The sequence below is a fragment of the Vibrio sp. SCSIO 43140 genome (genome assembly GCF_023716585.1).
In the GTDB taxonomy this organism is placed as follows: domain Bacteria; phylum Pseudomonadota; class Gammaproteobacteria; order Enterobacterales; family Vibrionaceae; genus Vibrio; species Vibrio maritimus_B.
The window spans coordinates 2,173,810-2,190,713 of record NZ_CP071850.1; the positions used below are offsets into that span (position 1 = coordinate 2,173,810).

At 44.4% G+C, this 16,904-nt stretch carries 9 protein-coding genes; all 9 read right to left on the reverse strand.

Translation table 11 applies throughout. The features are described from left to right. Nucleotides 1-36 precede the first annotated feature (36 nt). The 9 genes from J4N45_RS10270 to J4N45_RS10310 all read right to left on the reverse strand — a co-directional run bounded on the left by J4N45_RS10270 (nt 37) and on the right by J4N45_RS10310 (nt 15,327). Nucleotides 37-6,405: a conjugal transfer protein TraG N-terminal domain-containing protein gene (locus tag J4N45_RS10270; RefSeq protein ID WP_252011311.1), complete on the reverse strand. Its 6,369-nt coding sequence runs from the start codon at nt 6,403-6,405 to the stop codon at nt 37-39. 1 nt (nt 6,406) lies between these two features. Continuing rightward, nucleotides 6,407-7,807 (reverse strand): conjugal transfer protein TraH, encoded by a 1,401-nt coding sequence (locus tag J4N45_RS10275; protein ID WP_252011312.1) that lies wholly within the window; start codon nt 7,805-7,807, stop codon nt 6,407-6,409. Then, nucleotides 7,800-8,333 (reverse strand): hypothetical protein, encoded by a 534-nt coding sequence (locus tag J4N45_RS10280; RefSeq protein WP_252011313.1) that lies wholly within the window; start codon nt 8,331-8,333, stop codon nt 7,800-7,802. The genes J4N45_RS10275 and J4N45_RS10280 overlap by 8 nt, the downstream gene beginning before the upstream one ends. A gap of 169 nt (nt 8,334-8,502) precedes the next feature. Then, nucleotides 8,503-10,959 (reverse strand): Ig-like domain-containing protein, encoded by a 2,457-nt coding sequence (locus J4N45_RS10285; RefSeq protein WP_252011314.1) that lies wholly within the window; start codon nt 10,957-10,959, stop codon nt 8,503-8,505. Nucleotides 10,960-11,093: 134 nt separating this feature from the next. Beyond that, nucleotides 11,094-12,029, reverse strand: a complete 936-nt coding sequence (gene traF / locus J4N45_RS10290) for a conjugal transfer protein TraF (RefSeq protein WP_252011315.1) — start codon at nt 12,027-12,029, stop codon at nt 11,094-11,096. Further along, on the reverse strand, nt 12,022-12,702 hold the full coding sequence (locus J4N45_RS10295) for a hypothetical protein (RefSeq protein ID WP_252011316.1): 681 nt from the start codon (nt 12,700-12,702) through the stop codon (nt 12,022-12,024). Before J4N45_RS10295 ends, traF begins: the two co-directional genes overlap by 8 nt. 21 nt (nt 12,703-12,723) lie before the next feature. Continuing rightward, complete coding sequence (locus tag J4N45_RS10300) at nt 12,724-13,404, reverse strand: hypothetical protein (RefSeq protein ID WP_252011317.1); 681 nt, start codon at nt 13,402-13,404, stop codon at nt 12,724-12,726. Between the two features lie 313 nt (nt 13,405-13,717). Continuing rightward, on the reverse strand, nt 13,718-14,245 hold the full coding sequence (locus J4N45_RS10305) for a hypothetical protein (protein ID WP_252011318.1): 528 nt from the start codon (nt 14,243-14,245) through the stop codon (nt 13,718-13,720). Next, nucleotides 14,242-15,327 (reverse strand): ParM/StbA family protein, encoded by a 1,086-nt coding sequence (locus tag J4N45_RS10310; RefSeq protein WP_252011319.1) that lies wholly within the window; start codon nt 15,325-15,327, stop codon nt 14,242-14,244. Before J4N45_RS10310 ends, J4N45_RS10305 begins: the two co-directional genes overlap by 4 nt. Nucleotides 15,328-16,904 lie beyond the last annotated feature (1,577 nt).

Consider the following 16,904-nt stretch of genomic DNA (forward strand, 5'->3'; position numbering starts at 1 on the left):
TCTTTGTTTAGGGTTTTAAGGTCTAATTTACATCACTTAACTCAGTTTCTTATCGTCAGAGTCATAGTGAAGTTTACTATCCGCATCTGTAAAAGACCCGCCGAAACCCACATCATTGCTGTGATGCCTGCCTAACAGCGCTTCATCGCCAGACATTTCCATATTGGTCTTTGTTCCTGAGACAAGAGCATCTGCAAGTGATACATTCCTTTCTCCAGAAAGACCAGCCAACAAGGTACCGTCACTACCAGCTTCATTGGATTGTTCGTTACCCAATAGTTCATTGCTAACTTGTCCTGACGCGGTATCGGAACTTTCTAGCCCATGAGACTCTGTAGCTTGGTTACTCGCGTACAGCTGTGATGAATCACCCTGTTCGGCTACGGGTTCACTGTGTGGCTCTGATGGTTGAGATTGAGCACTAGCATACGACTGCTCACCTTGACCATCGCGTGACTCGAACTGTTGCGTCTCTGTAGCTTGGTTGCTCGCGTACAGCTGTGATGAATCACCCTGTTTGGCTACGGGTTCACTTTGTGGCTCTGATGCTTGAGATTGAGCACTAGCATACGACTGTTCACCTTGACCATCGCGTGATTCGAACTGTTGAGACTCTGTAGCTTGGTTACTCGCATACAACTGTGATGAATCACCCTGTTCGGTTACTGGTTCACTCTGTGGCTCTGAGGTTTGTGGTTGAGCACTAGCATACGACTGTTCACCTTGACCATCGCGTGATTCGAACTGTTGAGACTCTGTAGCTTGGTTACTCGCATACAACTGTGATGAATCACCCTGTTCGGTTACTGGTTCACTCTGTGGCTCTGAGGTTTGTGGTTGAGCACTAGCATACGACTGTTCACCTTGACCATCGCGTGATTCGAACTGTTGCGTCTCTGTAGCTTGGTTGCTCGCGTACAATTGAGTGGACTCACCCTGCTCGACTACTGGTTGACTCTGTGGCTCTGAGGTTTGTGGTTGAGCACTAGCATACGACTGTTCACCTTGACCATCGCGTGATTCGAACTGTTGCGTCTCTGTAGCTTGGTTGCTCGCGTACAATTGAGTGGACTCACCCTGCTCGACTACTGGTTCACTCTGTGGCTCTGATGCTTGAGATTGAGCACTAGCATACGACTGCTCACCTTGACCATCGCGTGATTCGAACTGGTGCTCCTGCGTGTCTGTGTTGTTCACATGCGACTGCTCTATGTTGCTCTCACCGCGTGTCACGTCAACCTGCGCTCCCTGAGAAGGAGTCACACTCGCAAGTGTATGTCCTTCCGTTGGGTTGACAACTAACGACTCATCACGGTTCGACTGTACCTGACCGCTCGTCTGTGCTGTTTGAGTCTCAAAGCCATTTGTTTCCGAATTTTCATGATCCGTTTCATATCCCACCTCACTTTGCGAACGACCATCTAACTGACTATTGGCATGAGGACTATTGTCAGCTGAACTCTCACTCACATTCGTTACCGAAAGAGCACCTTGGTTTGATACTGCTGCACTAGCTTCTGGAGCACTCGCGTTAGTCACTTCACTTAGGCTAGAAACTTCTAGTTCTTGGGTTTCATTAACAGACGTTGTAGAACCTTGAGTAGCGATTGCACCATCTTCTACTCTGCCGGTACTACCTCCATCAGTACTTGATGCGCCGCGAATTTGCTGTTCCGACACAGGATAGAACGTTGACTGCGGTTCAATATTTGAATTAGGGAACTCAATTGTCACCTTATATCCCGGACCTCGCGGCTCCTGCTCCTTCACATTGCCTTCGTTAATGGGAGCTACATTGTCAGTTACCAATTCGCGTTCTTCACTGGTCGATTTGGGATTTTGACTTGGGCTATCGCTAACATCTGACGAATCGGCGTTTCCTTGTTTAGAAGAAGGATCCGCTACCCCTGCGACTTTCGGAGCAGGCTTTGATTCTAATGGTTTCCCAGTATTAACGACATTTGTTGCTGATCCGTTAGACACATCAGATACAGTCGCCTTGTTGTCGACCTTAACCTCTGAATCACCGTTAACTGCTGCGGGATTATTGGTTTGACTTGCGATTTCACTAGAAGGACTCTCGTTCGAAGTCGGTTCACTACTGGTTTCAGTCGATGAGCTCGAAGCCGGTGAAACAGGCTGCGAAACATTCGACGTTGGGGCGACCTTAACTTCCGAACCAGAATTGGAAGCAGTCACATCATTAGAACTGTTGCTAGTCTCACCCGTAGTTTTCTCGTTCGCTCCCGGCTCGTTTGCGGTTTCAGGTTGTAGACTCGCAACTACAGATGCATTCCTATCACTTACCTGAAAGGTATTGATTGGTTGTGATGAACCTGGAGCGCCAGAGTTACTTGCGACATTAACCTGTTGGGGCGAATTCACTTGATTTGACTCTGTAGAAACAGGGGCACTTTGCGTAGGCTGACCATCTGGCTGTGCATTAGGGTTAGCTATCTCACTTGTGCTCACACCTGTTGTTGCTGGTTGATAAGGTGTCTCGAGGGTTTTCGTGCCATTCGTTCTACCCACTTCCATTTGCTTTTGGTCTTCCTCTTTACCAGTAGTCGCTAACTGTGCAATTGCCTCTGGCTTGGGAGTATTCTCTTTAGTCTCTCGGGTCTTTTGTAGCGTGGATAAACGGTTTTCCTCACCTCTTTCCATCTTTTGAGCATCAGGTAAGAAGTTAGTGTATCTATAACCTTGAGGTGTAACTGCTGAAACTGCCTCACGATATTCTTGCGCAACTTCTGTGCTAGCAAAAAGTTTACTGGCCTCTTTAGGGTCTGTGAACATATCACCAAGCGTGCCACCAACGTTTGCCACATTCGCCATATCAACGTTATGTAAGGAGCCATTGTTAAATGTGCCCTTAAATTGCTTGTAGTCTTGTAAGGCATCAAGTGAGTAAGCACCGTTAACAAGACCTCGAACCTCTCGTTCGAAGTCTGGGTTCTCTTGCATATACCCACGTAACTCTTGGATATTTTCAACAGCTCGGTTATGACGTTGAATTTCTTCATTCGTTGTCAAACTGCTGCCGTCTAGATCTTCAGGCTTAACTGTCATTGCAATCATGGCCGCAGAATAGAGATCGCGGTTTTCTTTGACATCATTCCAACCAAAGTTACGGTCTAGATCGTTATCGCCAAGATTCATTCGGTCAGTCAAGAATTGTGAACCACGCTTCAGGTCACTTTCCATGTATTTGGTGGTATCCGTCGTGCCGGATTTTTGGAGGTCCGATTCGGTTACTGAAGCAAACTTAGCTGCGATTGGTGCAACAGTCTCAGCCATTACAGCGCGAGCTTTATCACCAACGGCGCTGATTTCTGGAGGCATTGACATAACATCAACATTTTTGTCGATATGCTTCTCAATTGCAGACCAATCTTCAGTTTTAAGACTATGATGTTGCTTGTTCTCTTCGACTCTTTGTTTGTTGCCTTGGTGCGCGGCATAGATGTCGGTGGTCTCAACTTCATTGACGACTGCGGTTTCATCTTTTGCCTGCTTGACTTTGAGATTGGACGAATTCGTTGTAATTGCGCTAGACGTATCTTTGTCACCTTGGCCTGCAAGATTCGCATCACGGGCAGTTTCCATGACCTCTTCATTGGAAGTTTTGTCTTTGACCACATCCAATTTCGATGCCATGGCATCAAAGTTCTGTCCCATGCTCTTAATGTTGGTGTCATTAAGTATTTGGCCAGCTTCTTTAAAGGTCTCAGACAATTCACCAAGACTGGTAGACATGGTGTCTATGTTCTCTGATTTCGCAACGTTATCGTATTGAGATTTCATGTCACGAACAAAGTATTCAGCTGCGGAACGCCCAACATCACCATTGAAATGCGCCGCCCCTTGTCGAATTTCTTGAGCACGGTGTGCATTTTGAGCTTGGATCTCTTGTCGTTGCTCGGGAGACATAGCGGCCAACTCATCTTTAGTGTTGTAACCATTCATAACCCATTGAGCAAACTCGTTATTACGTGCTGCATTGGTGAGGTTAGTGCTCGCTTGAGTGTTAATACCAGTCGTAGCATTGAAACCTTGCTGTACTGTATGTTGATATTGGACCGCACTATTAAATGATTTCAAATCAGTAAGTGCGTTTTGACCTCGTTCTCCCCAACCGTTCACATCGGACAATTGGTTCAATCGATTAATAGATTCGGCGCGGGTATATGACGCCCCAAGTCCATTCGAATCTTTCTCCATAAAACCTAGCGCTTTGTTGAGCGATTCTTTCTCCTCTTTACTCAAACCAGCATCAACAGCACCCGACGCCACGATATTGCCATCAGCACCAAACTTGAAATTCAACTTCCCGCCAGAACCTCCATTAGATTTTGAGGAGTTACTATTTTGATTTCTAACATCGGTCTGCTCTTTTGAACTACGAGCATCAACAACTTGACCATTAGATTGAACAACGCTACCTCTTCTACGGCCCTGTTGAGCTGGGCTGGTTGTATGCCTTGTATCTGAACTTGTGCCGGTTGAGCTGCTATTCGTTGTGGTGTTCTGTGTTCCTGACGAAGTTTGGTCAGAACCACTCATCTCTCCACCAGCGCCAAAACCTGCACCAATTTTGCCGTCCATCATGAGCTTAGCAATCAACGCTTCACGTTGCCCTTGACTCAAATTACTCGTTTTCTGAAGCGCTGTGTCTAGTTGAGAGGCAAATTGCATGTTTTCCGAATACTGAGCATTATCGTTTGTACCATGACCCGCGCTTCGGTTAATGTTGCGCATGGTTTGTGAGAAATCACCCCATGACCTATTAACACTTTGCTGCGTGTTTTGAACTCGCGATTCAGCACTAGAACGCATATTTGACAACGAGCCTTGTAAGCCTGCGACCCCTGAAATAGTTGGCATGTTCATATCTTGAACGGCGCTCTGAGATTGAACCATACCGTTATCAGTCATAGTCCATGCAGTATTACCAATCTTCAAGTTACCATTTTTCATCTCAGGGGAAATTTGCGGTGCAATAGACCCAGCATTGACACTAGCTGACCCTCCCATTTTACTGGCAACTGAAACGAATCCGTACTCTCCACCTTTTAAGAGCATATAGGCGAACAACGGTACCATCGTGGTAAGGTAAGATGCTTGTGCGATATAAGAACGAGACTCTGTGTAGAAGTTGCTTAATCCACCTATCGTCCATGCTGTTTGATTGTCTAGAGAGGCTTGGAGACTGTTATCAATTGACCAATCAAGATAGAGGTTAATCAGTATCATTACGACCGGATATAAACCCACCAGCAATAAAAATCTCATGTAACTCATTGCTAGCTTGAGACCACTTTGCCCAAACAGAACTAAGAACGACATTAGAGGGGCGCAGAACCAAACGAATGCTTCAAAGAAACTTATTGTTGCCGGAGCCATTTCAAGCCAAAGGTTTCTATCACCTGCCATTGTATAAAGGCGTTTTTGCTTCGCATCAAATTCCATCGCGTCAACAAGCATGCCTCTAGGAGTTTCTGATGCTGGCAAATTATAAGCGTTCTTCTTTAAGTGATAGTCAAGAAAACTCTTAATCTGCAATCCGTATGCGTCTGCAGCAGGTTGACCAAGTTGTTGCGCAGCCGAAGCAACATCCAGATCAGAAATGCCTTGCTGCTCTAGACTGGCATAAAAACCTTGCGCTAGAGCTGAATTATCGTTGTTGATATAGGTGGAAATGAGATCGTATGCATCCTTACATGAGAACAGACCGGTTCCAGATGCGCCTAAGAATGCTTCCGTATACCAAACGGTCGATGTGACCTTCATTGCTTGCCAAGTATCATAAGAAGACATCATCTTACTAACTTTTGCTTCTTGAAGGACACCGCCGATCGTTACATCTTTAAACACACAATCGTTGTAGTAGTTGTCCATCGTACGGATGAAGTCTGTGTCAGTGGTTCCCCAGTTTCTAATTGGGGTATTATCAACATTGCCTTCCAAAGCGACTAGGGTGCGTAATGCATCTAGGTGGCCAGAACTATTTGGCATGATGAAAATATCTTGAAGAATATCCGTAAACGCGATGGGTAATGTCGTTGAAACGGTGCCACCTATGGCAAGGCCTACAGGTATATCAGTAAAATATTCCGTATCGCCGGTTCCTGCATGTTCGAGCGCTACATCGACCCTTGGATAGAAAAGTAGCATCCAAATCAGCCACCCTTGAACAACAGGTGCTAACGCAGAACCACCGATTTGACCTTTTTCGATGATGTTTTTCAACATTGCAGCGAAGAAGCTCAGCAACAATCCAAGACCGAACACGTAATTGGTGATACCAAACTCACCACTGCCTGTATCGAACGCCATCGAAAGTCCAGTGAAAACCTGAACGATCCATTCAAAGTTACCTATGGTGTAAATAACAAAAGGATCCATATTAGTGCCCCCGACTTTCTTTGACTAATTCGGTGAGTAAGCCTTGATGCTCACGGCTAGAGTAGAATGTCTTAACATCATTGAATTGTTGGATGATTTCCCTTTCTGCTTTTTCACAGAAATCCAATGCTTCAGCGTTACTTTCTGAACGAGCTATCGCTTCAATATCCTTCAAGTAGCCTCTGACCGCTTCATAATATAAATTTGCAAAATCATAAGCATAGGCATCTGAGATGGCTTTATAATATTCAGTGACGCTCTCACTATGCTTATAACGCTTAGCCAGTTGTTCAACATAACCGTAGATATCTACAACCCCATTTTTCATAAGAGCGTCTTGGTCTGTAGTGAAAGACGACGTTCTACCACCGGCTCGATAAATTTCAAGAACACCAGTATATGCCCCGCTTTGAGCATTGAGCGTTTCAAACACCTCTTCTGCCATGGGCTTCCAAGAAGATTCCAAGGTCTTAGTAGGTTCAAGACAGTGGTCGGTTGAACTAGGGTTGGTATCTGGATTGACAGCACATTTCAGACGATAGATGCCAGCAGGGTCTTTCTTCTTAAATGAGAGTTCCAATAGACTCGTTGATGGTGGAATGGCCGTGCGTTCTAAATCCGAAAGCGCTAACCCTTCATCATTGGTGCCCGAAGTACCAGGTATTGAGACAATGCGAGTTCCCACTAATGACATGACTATTTCTGTAAGGTCTGGCACACGCGAAATATTCACGTTAATTGCACCTTGGCGCTTCAAGGATACAACAATGTTCCCTTCCATCTTGGCTGCGTCTAATCCAACTTCATTGGCCAGCTCCAACAAAGATTTGCCCGGTGACAGTTGTGCCCACGAAGAGGCATCTTCTGTCACACCAGTACCTTGAGCAACGGCTTGCATTCTTGTCATGAAGGCATTGTCACCTTCATATGCTCCTACCGCTCGAGCGGCGAGAGCTTCACCAGCGGCGCAGCTATCTTTGAAAAACTTGTTCCAGTCATCCATGCTCTTTTTGAGAGCTTTTATGTTGGCAGCACACGTTGGACAGAGTGCATCGAGGGCGAGGTTAAACGCATACGACGCGGCCCCTGCGGCAATCTGGCGCATACTATTTTGAAGGGTGCCAGCAAGGTCTTTAATCATTGAAAACGACCCTAGCTGCATATCAATACCATTACAGCCTGCTTTAATGGAAGGCGGTCTAAATGAGAAAATATTGGTATCGTGAGACTTGAACCTATACGAAAACGAACCCATCGCTATGGCGCGTCGTTTGTCAGTCTCATAAGTAACTGTCCCATGTGATGTTGTATAGCCATCAAATGCGCGTTGCATTGGGTTCGCTACAGAGCCGAAAGAGGCGGCGAGCAACATACCAGCGAATACTGTAGATATCTTAGTCATATCTGCCTCCAGCCGTCGCTGTCTTCATTAAGGAGGTGTTGTTGACTACGACTTGATCACCGGTAAACGCATCAACCGTCTCTGGTATCTGAGGGAGTAGGTCTAAAACCAGTTTTTGAGCAGCACTGTAAGAGTTGTTAAGAACAACACGTTCGAAAAAGTTATATTCCTCGGCCGTCATAGAATCAACATCGACTAAATGGAGCTTCACAAGGTCGTAACCAGATGGTTCCGCTAGTGTATATGCCACTTCCGCCTCATAAATGCGATGCGAGAATGCGTTTTTTCTTAGTACTGGTAAGAGGGTTGAATAGAACGTGAGTAATTCACGCTTTAACTCTTCTTTGTTGTCTTTCACATCTTGGATGTTTTCAAACATCGCACGATAATCTGGCAACTCGACTCGGATCACCCGTAGCACTGGATTATCTAAAGTGTCGACATCCGTGTTAGGTATTGCTGAATCGGCTGACGACTTCCACGCAATGAGTGACAACAATAGCAGGGGGAATATCGACATTTTCATAGTGATCAGTCCGTGATGGGTTCAAACTTTCACTATTGTCGGTAAAAAAACATCCAAAAATGGCGATTAAGGGGCGTTTTTTCGAGCACTAAGGTGCACAGACTAAAAAGCCAGTGATAGCACTGGCTGTTAGCTTCATGGTAAGAGTTGATGAATCACCAAGCTGCCCTTACTTGATGGTCATGATCTCCACAGAGAAATGACTCACAGTATCGGTTTGGTTATCACCTTTGGGAAACAGCGGGATATTCAGTTTTCCCTCAATATTGTCTATCACGTAAGGGATCGTTTTTGTTTCTCCCGGTTGAACAACTTCCCCTGCTATTTTTAGAGCAGCGTCAGAGTCACTTCTTACCGTAGCAACCAAATCTTGTTTGCCCGAGGCAATATTGCCGTTCTCTGTTCTCAATGTATTAGAATGAATAATAGCAAAGGGCTTACCTTGAGTTGTATAAAGCTCCACTTCAGTTGGAAGATATGTAATGGCATCGAGCCGCACAAGGTTGTTTGGCTCATACAAGAACGTAAATGTTTTCGTTGCCGCTTGATTATAGGTATCTTTTGCTGAAACCATTAATGTGTACGATTCCCCCTGCTCTAAAGCCGGGAATAGCTTCGGGTACTCAATGGTGACACTATCGTCATCGTTGTGAACATAGGCCAATTCAACTTTATCATCACTAGGGCCACCTGACAGCACCATACTAGATACATGAGCACTTGACTCATCTTGCAAATAGACCGCGATAGACTCAAGTCCTTTCACTAACATACCTTCCAAATATGGGTTCCCATCAACAAGCATACTTATCGTTGGCGGTGTCGTGTCTAACTCATAATCAGTGACGAAAGACCTTGTGCTTTCATTGTTCGCATTATCAATTGCGTACGCATAGATGTCATACGTACCTTCAATCAAAAAAGTAGAATAGTCGACGTCAATAAAATTAAGATCTCCACTGCCAGACATCTCGCCTGCGACTCTTATTACTTCTTGCTTAGACTGGGTATCAAGAAAAATTATACCAGCCTCTTTCAATCGAACTGCTCCCCAAGAATTACCCGTGTGCAACTCCGTTACGTTAAATTTGAGTCGGCGGTTAATTACATCATGAGAGTCAATATCATGAATAATTGGATCAGAACCGTCGTATTTAAAAACGTAACTTGTGGGTGTTCTCAATGTGGTGCCTTGTTTATACAAACTAGGACGTCGGTGATAGTGAGATGACTGGCCTTCAGTGTTGTACGGCCAGTTAGGCGTGTAGATACATGAGGTTGCACCGACAGGAACGGTACACAATACTTGCGATGCATCAATCAACACCTGGGTGTAACTTCTTGCTTCAACATTAGCTTTTAGATGTACTAAGGTCGTGTTTCGAGGTGAATAGTAGCCAGTGGTAACATAGGGATCATATGAATTGGGTACCCAACCAACTCCATTGATATAGGCTTCATACCCGAGAAACTTTGGAGGGGCCGAACTTGCTGTAAATGTTGGGTTAGGAACCTCATATGGATGACAACGCCATGTATACCAATCTGTGTGACCAATATCTGGCCAAAAAACTTTGTGGTCGGTACCAAGAGAGACATTTTGGATTAATACATAGGTATATGTATCGTCATTACCTAACCATTGATGACTCACATTTGTAGGACCTCCCCCATAAATGGGATTATTATTCCTACCCTCATTTTTGGGCATTCTAAAGATCAAATTAAGTGGATTTTGAACGATATGATTTGTGGTACCTGCAAGTCGCATGTTCGGTTGACCCCAAATCACTGCCGAGGACGTAGGGTCTTGATACGCATGGATAACAGGCTTGCTTACACAGATACCATTATTGTGAAAATGCTGGTCTACACGTCTTGTATTCCCTGCTTTATCTTGTACGAACGCTCGTATGGTGGCATCTACTTTCTCTCGAGTAAAATAGGACGAATCAATAGAGTACATGCCTCCCGTCCCAAGCACTATCGCTTGTTCATCAGCAATATAGTCCATTGTCCCTGTGGAGAACGCTTGACCATCTTTGCTGCCGCCTCGGTATACCATCTCAAACCAAGCTTTTTCAATTCCACTGCCGGAATCTGAAACATTCGATATTTTGATAATCTTGGCTTCTATTGGTGACCAAATGGGAAACCCTGTAGAGTCAGCCGTTCCGCGCCCATAGTTAAATCCCCAACTGTATGCCCCTGCAGAGGGTGGGACTGTATCGAGATAGATACTGTGGGTTTCAACATCAACAGCGTTGCCGTGCAGATCAAGCATGGTGAATGTGAGTTCGTACGCACCGTCACCATGTGAAAGATCCAAAGGAATAATCTTACCGTAAGCTTCACCAGTCGACGTTGTTATCCTGTCAGTAATCCCGATTTTATCAGTCGTTAATTGAGAGACTAATTGATGATATGAATCCTTAACTTCAACTTTTAGAATGCGATCTAAACCAGCCGTAATAACCACATCAGGTGTCGTTGAGCGTAGATAAGAGTTAGAACCGCTGCTGATTGATTTGACCTCATTGTCATCGATAAACTCAACAAGCCCAGCTTGTAGGCCGCAGGTCACAAATAACAATAAAGGCGCAAGATTTTTTACCGCTGGATACATACACAACCCCCTACGAATGCTCGAAACATCCTCTAGTGTCATGGATTGCGGCTTGAAATGTGGTGATTAGAGGGACAAATATTCGTTTTTGAAGGGACAAGGTAAGAAAAACCAGCGTAGAACGCTGGCTCGTTTTATTGAGATTGTTGCCTCAATCTTGATTCGAGGAGTTCGACCAAGTAATTCGCATCAGACAACGCCCGTTCCTCATCTATGCCCTCAAAGCTAGCAAGGCGTTCCATGGATTCAACAGGGGATGCGGCATCCATGTCTTGTTGAGTAATTATGTTGGCCGTTTTGGCTTGAATCATCATAATTCTTTTTATCTCGTCAGCTGTCATTATTCCCTGGCTAATAGGAGCAATAAAGGAACTATCATTTGCTACGAGATAGAGAGCAGGGACTCGTTGAACGCCTAACTCACGATGAATTCCCTTGAAATCGGGCGAGTAGTCAGGAAAACGTCCATCAGGGAAGGGAGCTAGGTCAATACTTATGGCATTGGCATTCAACCCGTATTGCTGCATTAACATCTCAACAATTGGAGCCTGCCTTTTACAGTAGTCGCAAGTTGACTGGAAAAAAAACCAGAGGCCAGCTTTTTCTCCAATCTTGCTCATTACTGTTTTCTCTGCTGCCAGTAAAGACTCTGATTTTGCATCCAACGCAAATCGAGACGTCGCACGCGCCTGAGTCTCATCCAAATAAGGGTTATTTATAACATCCTGCATCCACGCTTCTGAAAACTGTGACGATTTATCCATAATCACACGTTGGAGATAACGAGCACGCTGAATATTAGCCGGTGATGGATTATCAATGGCTTCATACACAAAGTTGATAAAGTGCTCCTTCAACCATTTCGATGATAACGGCTTATGTTGGGATTGAACTGGTGAAGACTGGCTCGGTGGTGGTGGTCTGAATTGTGGCTGTTCCGGTTTATCTTTGACCTCTTCAGCGTAGAAATGCCAACCACGAGGCTCGTCGGTATCACTCAAATACCCTGTTTTGGCGACAGCTGTAGCACAGGCTGTCGCGGTCAACATAGCGAGTAGTGTCTTATTCATAGTGCACTACTCCAGTATCAAGGTCGGCTGGTGGCAGTCTAGATACTCGATGACATTCGCCAGCTTTTGCTGTTTGAGCTAATCGACGTTTAGCTTCATGACGAATCTTGCATGTTGGACATCGGTCACCACGCCGATCAGCTAAAACAATGAATTTGGCTCCACAATCACAGGTGTAGGGTACAACGTTATTATCACTGATACGATTCAATAAGGTGTAGAACTGCGTAAAATTTATTTCGTATCGGATATCACCCATTTTCCGAGCCAATGACTGTTCGGTGTTATCGATGGACTCTATGTCATGATGACCAAAAGACGGATCATGCCTGTAATCATCCATAACTGCAGAGTATGTCGCCAACATCTCATCAACGTAACTAGCTAAAGGTCGGGATACTAATGGTTCGCCAGTTAATTGCGCAAAATACACCCACAGATGATTACAAACCATGAACTTTGAAGGTGTTTGGTGTAGAAATGTCGCCCTACATCCATTGCGGGATTTTTTACTGATATGCCGATATGTTTCCAGAGGACTTTCGGCTGCTTTGGGTATCGTTCCGAGCAAAGCCTTTATTGTCGCTTTGTTTGCCCCATAGAAGGCCATCCGCTCAGCACGGTAGTTATTTTGAGTCACAGAATTCGACTCAAAGTCATTTAGACTATCCATATTGTCGCACCACTTTGTCGATTAGAATTGGGGACTCAAAATACGAAATCTCTCGCAATTCACATGGCGAGCATACGTTTCTGGATTATGAGTAACACACGCATTAATAAGTGGGCCTACTGCATTGGCATAAAATGTAAACGGGAAGACCCCCGAAATTGAGAAGAGTGCAATTTCGTTAGCCGATAATTTGGCAAAGCGACGCGCTTCTTCTTGAGTACACATCACCTGTAAACGTAAACGTTTTGGGGAGTGCCTAGCCATTTGCAGCAGACGGTGCAAATACGTCTGCGTGAGAATCATAATTTTGTGATGGAATTCGACAGGTAGATCTAAATCTTTGATGTTAAGAGCATTCGTGCGTTCTTGATACAAACCAACATGATTGGTTTCTAACGCATCCAGTAAAAGAGAAAAATTAGTGGTTCGTTTACATCCATTCGTTGTAGGTAGGAGATGCAGAAGGTGGGGACCACAATAGTGCTCTGTAAACTCGTTTAGAAGACTGGGATCGATCTGGGATAAAGAATGTATATCGAGATCTTTTTGATTGCTGAATATAGATGATTCGGTTAACTCGTCGAGTTTACCTAGTTGAATCGCCTCTAGGACCATTTCGTGGATAGTAGTGAGCGCCAACCCGTTAGTTCTGTACAAATCAGATAGATTTGCACGATTGCTAGTGTCAGATGTAGTAATCATGTTTCAAACCCTGTTGTTCGTATCTAAGTATCGTTCACCATGAAGTCACAACGTCACTCATGCTCAAGACGGTACTAAGCCAAAAACAACCATCCCTCGTCGCACTCATTTTATTGAAACATCATCGAGACAGATCCGCTCCCTAGCTGAATCATATGTGAAGCCGTCACCACAACGACCTTACAAACTCTTAATGAACTATGAAATTATTCACATAATTGTTCAATAATTCAACATTTATTATGATTTAATTGAGGTAGATAACAAATTAACATAGTAGTAAAGCCTAATATATCGCTTTCTATATCTATGCTTATTGGTATAAACCCTCAACTCCCAGCTGGGTAATAAGGTCCCCAGATTCAACTGCTACTAACTTACTGTTAGATTTATTATCAACCTGCTCATCAGGCTCCTTATTGGATGAACTTGCAGTAGTAGTTTCATTTTTATTATCAATCAATATCGGCTGCGATTTAATTGGTTGTTCTCCTAACAGGGATTTATCAAACCAGTCTTCGCCATGAATATGGTTCATCACACCCAAATGAAATAGGATTATCGCCAATCCTCTATCTTGTTTGTTTGATAAAAGGTCAAATAGATATGGAGTTGCACGTTTGGATATACGGAGACGGATAGCCACGTTAGCCCTTTCTATTGGCAACCCCAGTTCCGCCTTAGCCCTTAACAACCCCCAGTTACCAGAATGAATGCGGTGCAATGCTGCACCTGCATTCATTAAGACTCTTACTGCTTGCGGGTTAGTTGAGATTTTCTTTACTGCTGCCTCCTTGTACAAAGGCAGTCTTGGGTATAGTTCTACGAATCCCTTACTCATACGGTTACCGCCTCTTTTTGCATCGATGCTGCAATTTGAAGTGCGAGTTGAGCGAATCCTAAGCAAACGCTAACACGGTGATCCGGTACCAGCGTTACACGGTGCCTTGGGAAAGCACGCTTGATAGCTCGAACGTAATCGGGAGCTGGGCCACCACAGACCAAAAATTCCTTGATGTCGATCGCGTCACCTACTAGGTTTGATAAGACTTTGATTGACTTGTCGCAATAGCTATCTATTGTTTTGAGGCAATCATATTTTTCCATAGACTGAGAGCCATCTTCCGTCACGGTTTTGTCGTTAACCGGAAAATCGTACTCAACACCAAACATCTCTAGGTTGCCAGTGACAAATCCTCGATCCACCAGCTCAACCCCGATAGTAGCATTAAATACTTGGCTTAATTGGTCAGTGATTTCATTTAGCAATTTCCCTTGTCCTAAACCAATAGCCTTAGTGCGATCATCGTCAACAGACAGACCACTTGCAGTAAGAATGTCTAAAGTCCCATAACCTGGGTCAACAACGGTACGAGTGCTTTTACCCAATGCGCTCATCAAATCTACACCGTTATCTAGACTTTGTTGCGTCGCATAGTGGATGAGAGCACCAAATGGTTGGGCAAAAACAATGGCTTTTTTGATCGTTATTGTACGGCCACCGACTTGATGTTCCCCTTCCATAAACTCCACTAATGACTGCTTCATATTAAGCATGTTTAATGGAAGGCCTCCGACCATAAGATCTATAGAGTCTGATTTGAGTTGGTGTAAGGCTGCTAAAAAATAAGCTTTGTACTCTGGACTATGTATATAGCGCTTACTAAGCAAACGTTCTTCTTCATTGCTTGCTAGCTCGACTACGCCGGGTCCTACTTCGTAATATGTATCGTCTACTTTGACCACCGTTGTTTCTCTCTCAATCCCTTCTAGTGACCCGATTTGATCTTTTTTTGTTGGGTCAACTTTACGCACACGGCTCGGAAAGACCACAAACTCTTGGTCGTTCTTAGAGACGTTTGAAGCAATGCAGGTTGTTCCAAAACCGACATCGATAGCTGCAATTTCCATCATTCGTTTCATTGTGATTTCTCTCTAATGGGTGAAGATAGAAGTAGTAATACACTATGAACCTGCAAAATTTAGCGATTAGTGGGGCTATTTTCGCTCGTTAATCGGAAAACCTGAAAAATCGGTTAAATCAGGAGGTAAAAGAGGGTTAAATGTGGGCTAACTTAGCCGCAATAGCGTTGTGTTACGGGGTTAAATAGGGTGTCTACGGGAAAGCGGTTGTAAATGAGGGACAGACATGGGTTGGAGGCGTGATAAAGAAGTTGTACGATTCAATTGAAAGCTCATTACGCATAAAAACGGGGTATATCGGGGGTTAATATGGTAAGAAAGAGGGGGATATAAGTAAATGTGGGATAAGTGAGTTACCAAACTGGTATAAGTATGGGGTGAGCAGGTGTAAAAGCATATTCTTTAAGAAAGACTGCCCTAATCGGTAAAAAAATACGTTTTCAGAGGGATATATTTCTAAAGAAAACCTGTATATCTTTCTCAGACATAATTAGGACATATATATTAGGTTGGAGCGTATATCGTTCTACATGATCAAAAAACTCGTATTATATAAGGCAACGCATTTTTAGAAAGTTAACAAAAACGCTTTACTGTTGATATGTTAGCAGTCAAAAACCATCAAAATAATGGGTCGGAGTATATAGGTGACAACTCTACATGCAAAACACGTATTATAATCTCCAACCCATTTTGTCCTACGTACAAAGAGTTGTGAGAATAGCGAAATGGGCAAGATCCACACATAATAACGGGGATAGCCCCCATATTGGGTAACCCATTACGGGTTGTTAATATATAGAATATATTTGTAATATATGATTTTCGGTGGTTTGCGCGCACCTTCCGCATTTTAAGCCTTTACCCCCCTGCCATAAGAGCCTGCCCGAGCATCACGCATTGCCCATGACTCATTCCGAGACATCGACATCATCACAAGAGCCTGCCCGAGCATCATGCATTGCCCGTATCTCATTCCTAGACATTGGCTACATCTAAAGAGCCTGCCCGAGCATCATGCATTGCCCATGGCTCATTCCTAGACATTGGCTACATCTAAAGAGCCTGCCCGAGCATCACGCATTGCCCATGACTCATTCCTAGACATCGACATCATCACAAGAGCCTGCCCGAGCATCATGCATTGCCCGTATCTCATTCCTAGACATTAACCTCATCTCAATAGCCTGCCCGAGCATCATGCATTGCCCATGACTCATTCCGAGACATTAACCTCATCTCAATAGCCTGCCCGAGCATCATGCATTGCCCATGACTCATTCCGAGACATTGACCTCATCTCAAGTGCCTGCCCGAGCATTATCCACTGCCTATGTTAGAACTTATGAACATAGATTTATGGCCAACCCGGACTATCAGAGCTGTTCCTAAGCTAATACCAACTCATTCCGAGACATGGATGACGATACACTGCCCTGCCTTATTCGATGTCTTTGTCGGATTTTCAATCTGTCTATATGGAGCCATGAGCCAACATTCCTTGCCTGGAGATGACCCCGCCCGAGGCAAAATGCCGAGCCCGAGAGGTGGGATGGCTTAACCGCATTGACCAACTT

What these genes read in the sequence shown, in the direction of transcription:
- J4N45_RS10270 (WP_252011311.1), bottom strand. Translation starts at nt 6,405, where the DNA reads ATGGATCCTTTTGTTATTTACACCATAGGTAACTTTGAATGGATCGTT.
- J4N45_RS10275 (WP_252011312.1), bottom strand. Translation starts at nt 7,807, where the DNA reads ATGACTAAGATATCTACAGTATTCGCTGGTATGTTGCTCGCCGCCTCT.
- J4N45_RS10280 (WP_252011313.1), bottom strand. Translation starts at nt 8,333, where the DNA reads ATGAAAATGTCGATATTCCCCCTGCTATTGTTGTCACTCATTGCGTGG.
- J4N45_RS10285 (WP_252011314.1), bottom strand. Translation starts at nt 10,959, where the DNA reads ATGTATCCAGCGGTAAAAAATCTTGCGCCTTTATTGTTATTTGTGACC.
- traF (WP_252011315.1), bottom strand. Translation starts at nt 12,029, where the DNA reads ATGAATAAGACACTACTCGCTATGTTGACCGCGACAGCCTGTGCTACA.
- J4N45_RS10295 (WP_252011316.1), bottom strand. Translation starts at nt 12,702, where the DNA reads ATGGATAGTCTAAATGACTTTGAGTCGAATTCTGTGACTCAAAATAAC.
- J4N45_RS10300 (WP_252011317.1), bottom strand. Translation starts at nt 13,404, where the DNA reads ATGATTACTACATCTGACACTAGCAATCGTGCAAATCTATCTGATTTG.
- J4N45_RS10305 (WP_252011318.1), bottom strand. Translation starts at nt 14,245, where the DNA reads ATGAGTAAGGGATTCGTAGAACTATACCCAAGACTGCCTTTGTACAAG.
- J4N45_RS10310 (WP_252011319.1), bottom strand. Translation starts at nt 15,327, where the DNA reads ATGAAACGAATGATGGAAATTGCAGCTATCGATGTCGGTTTTGGAACA.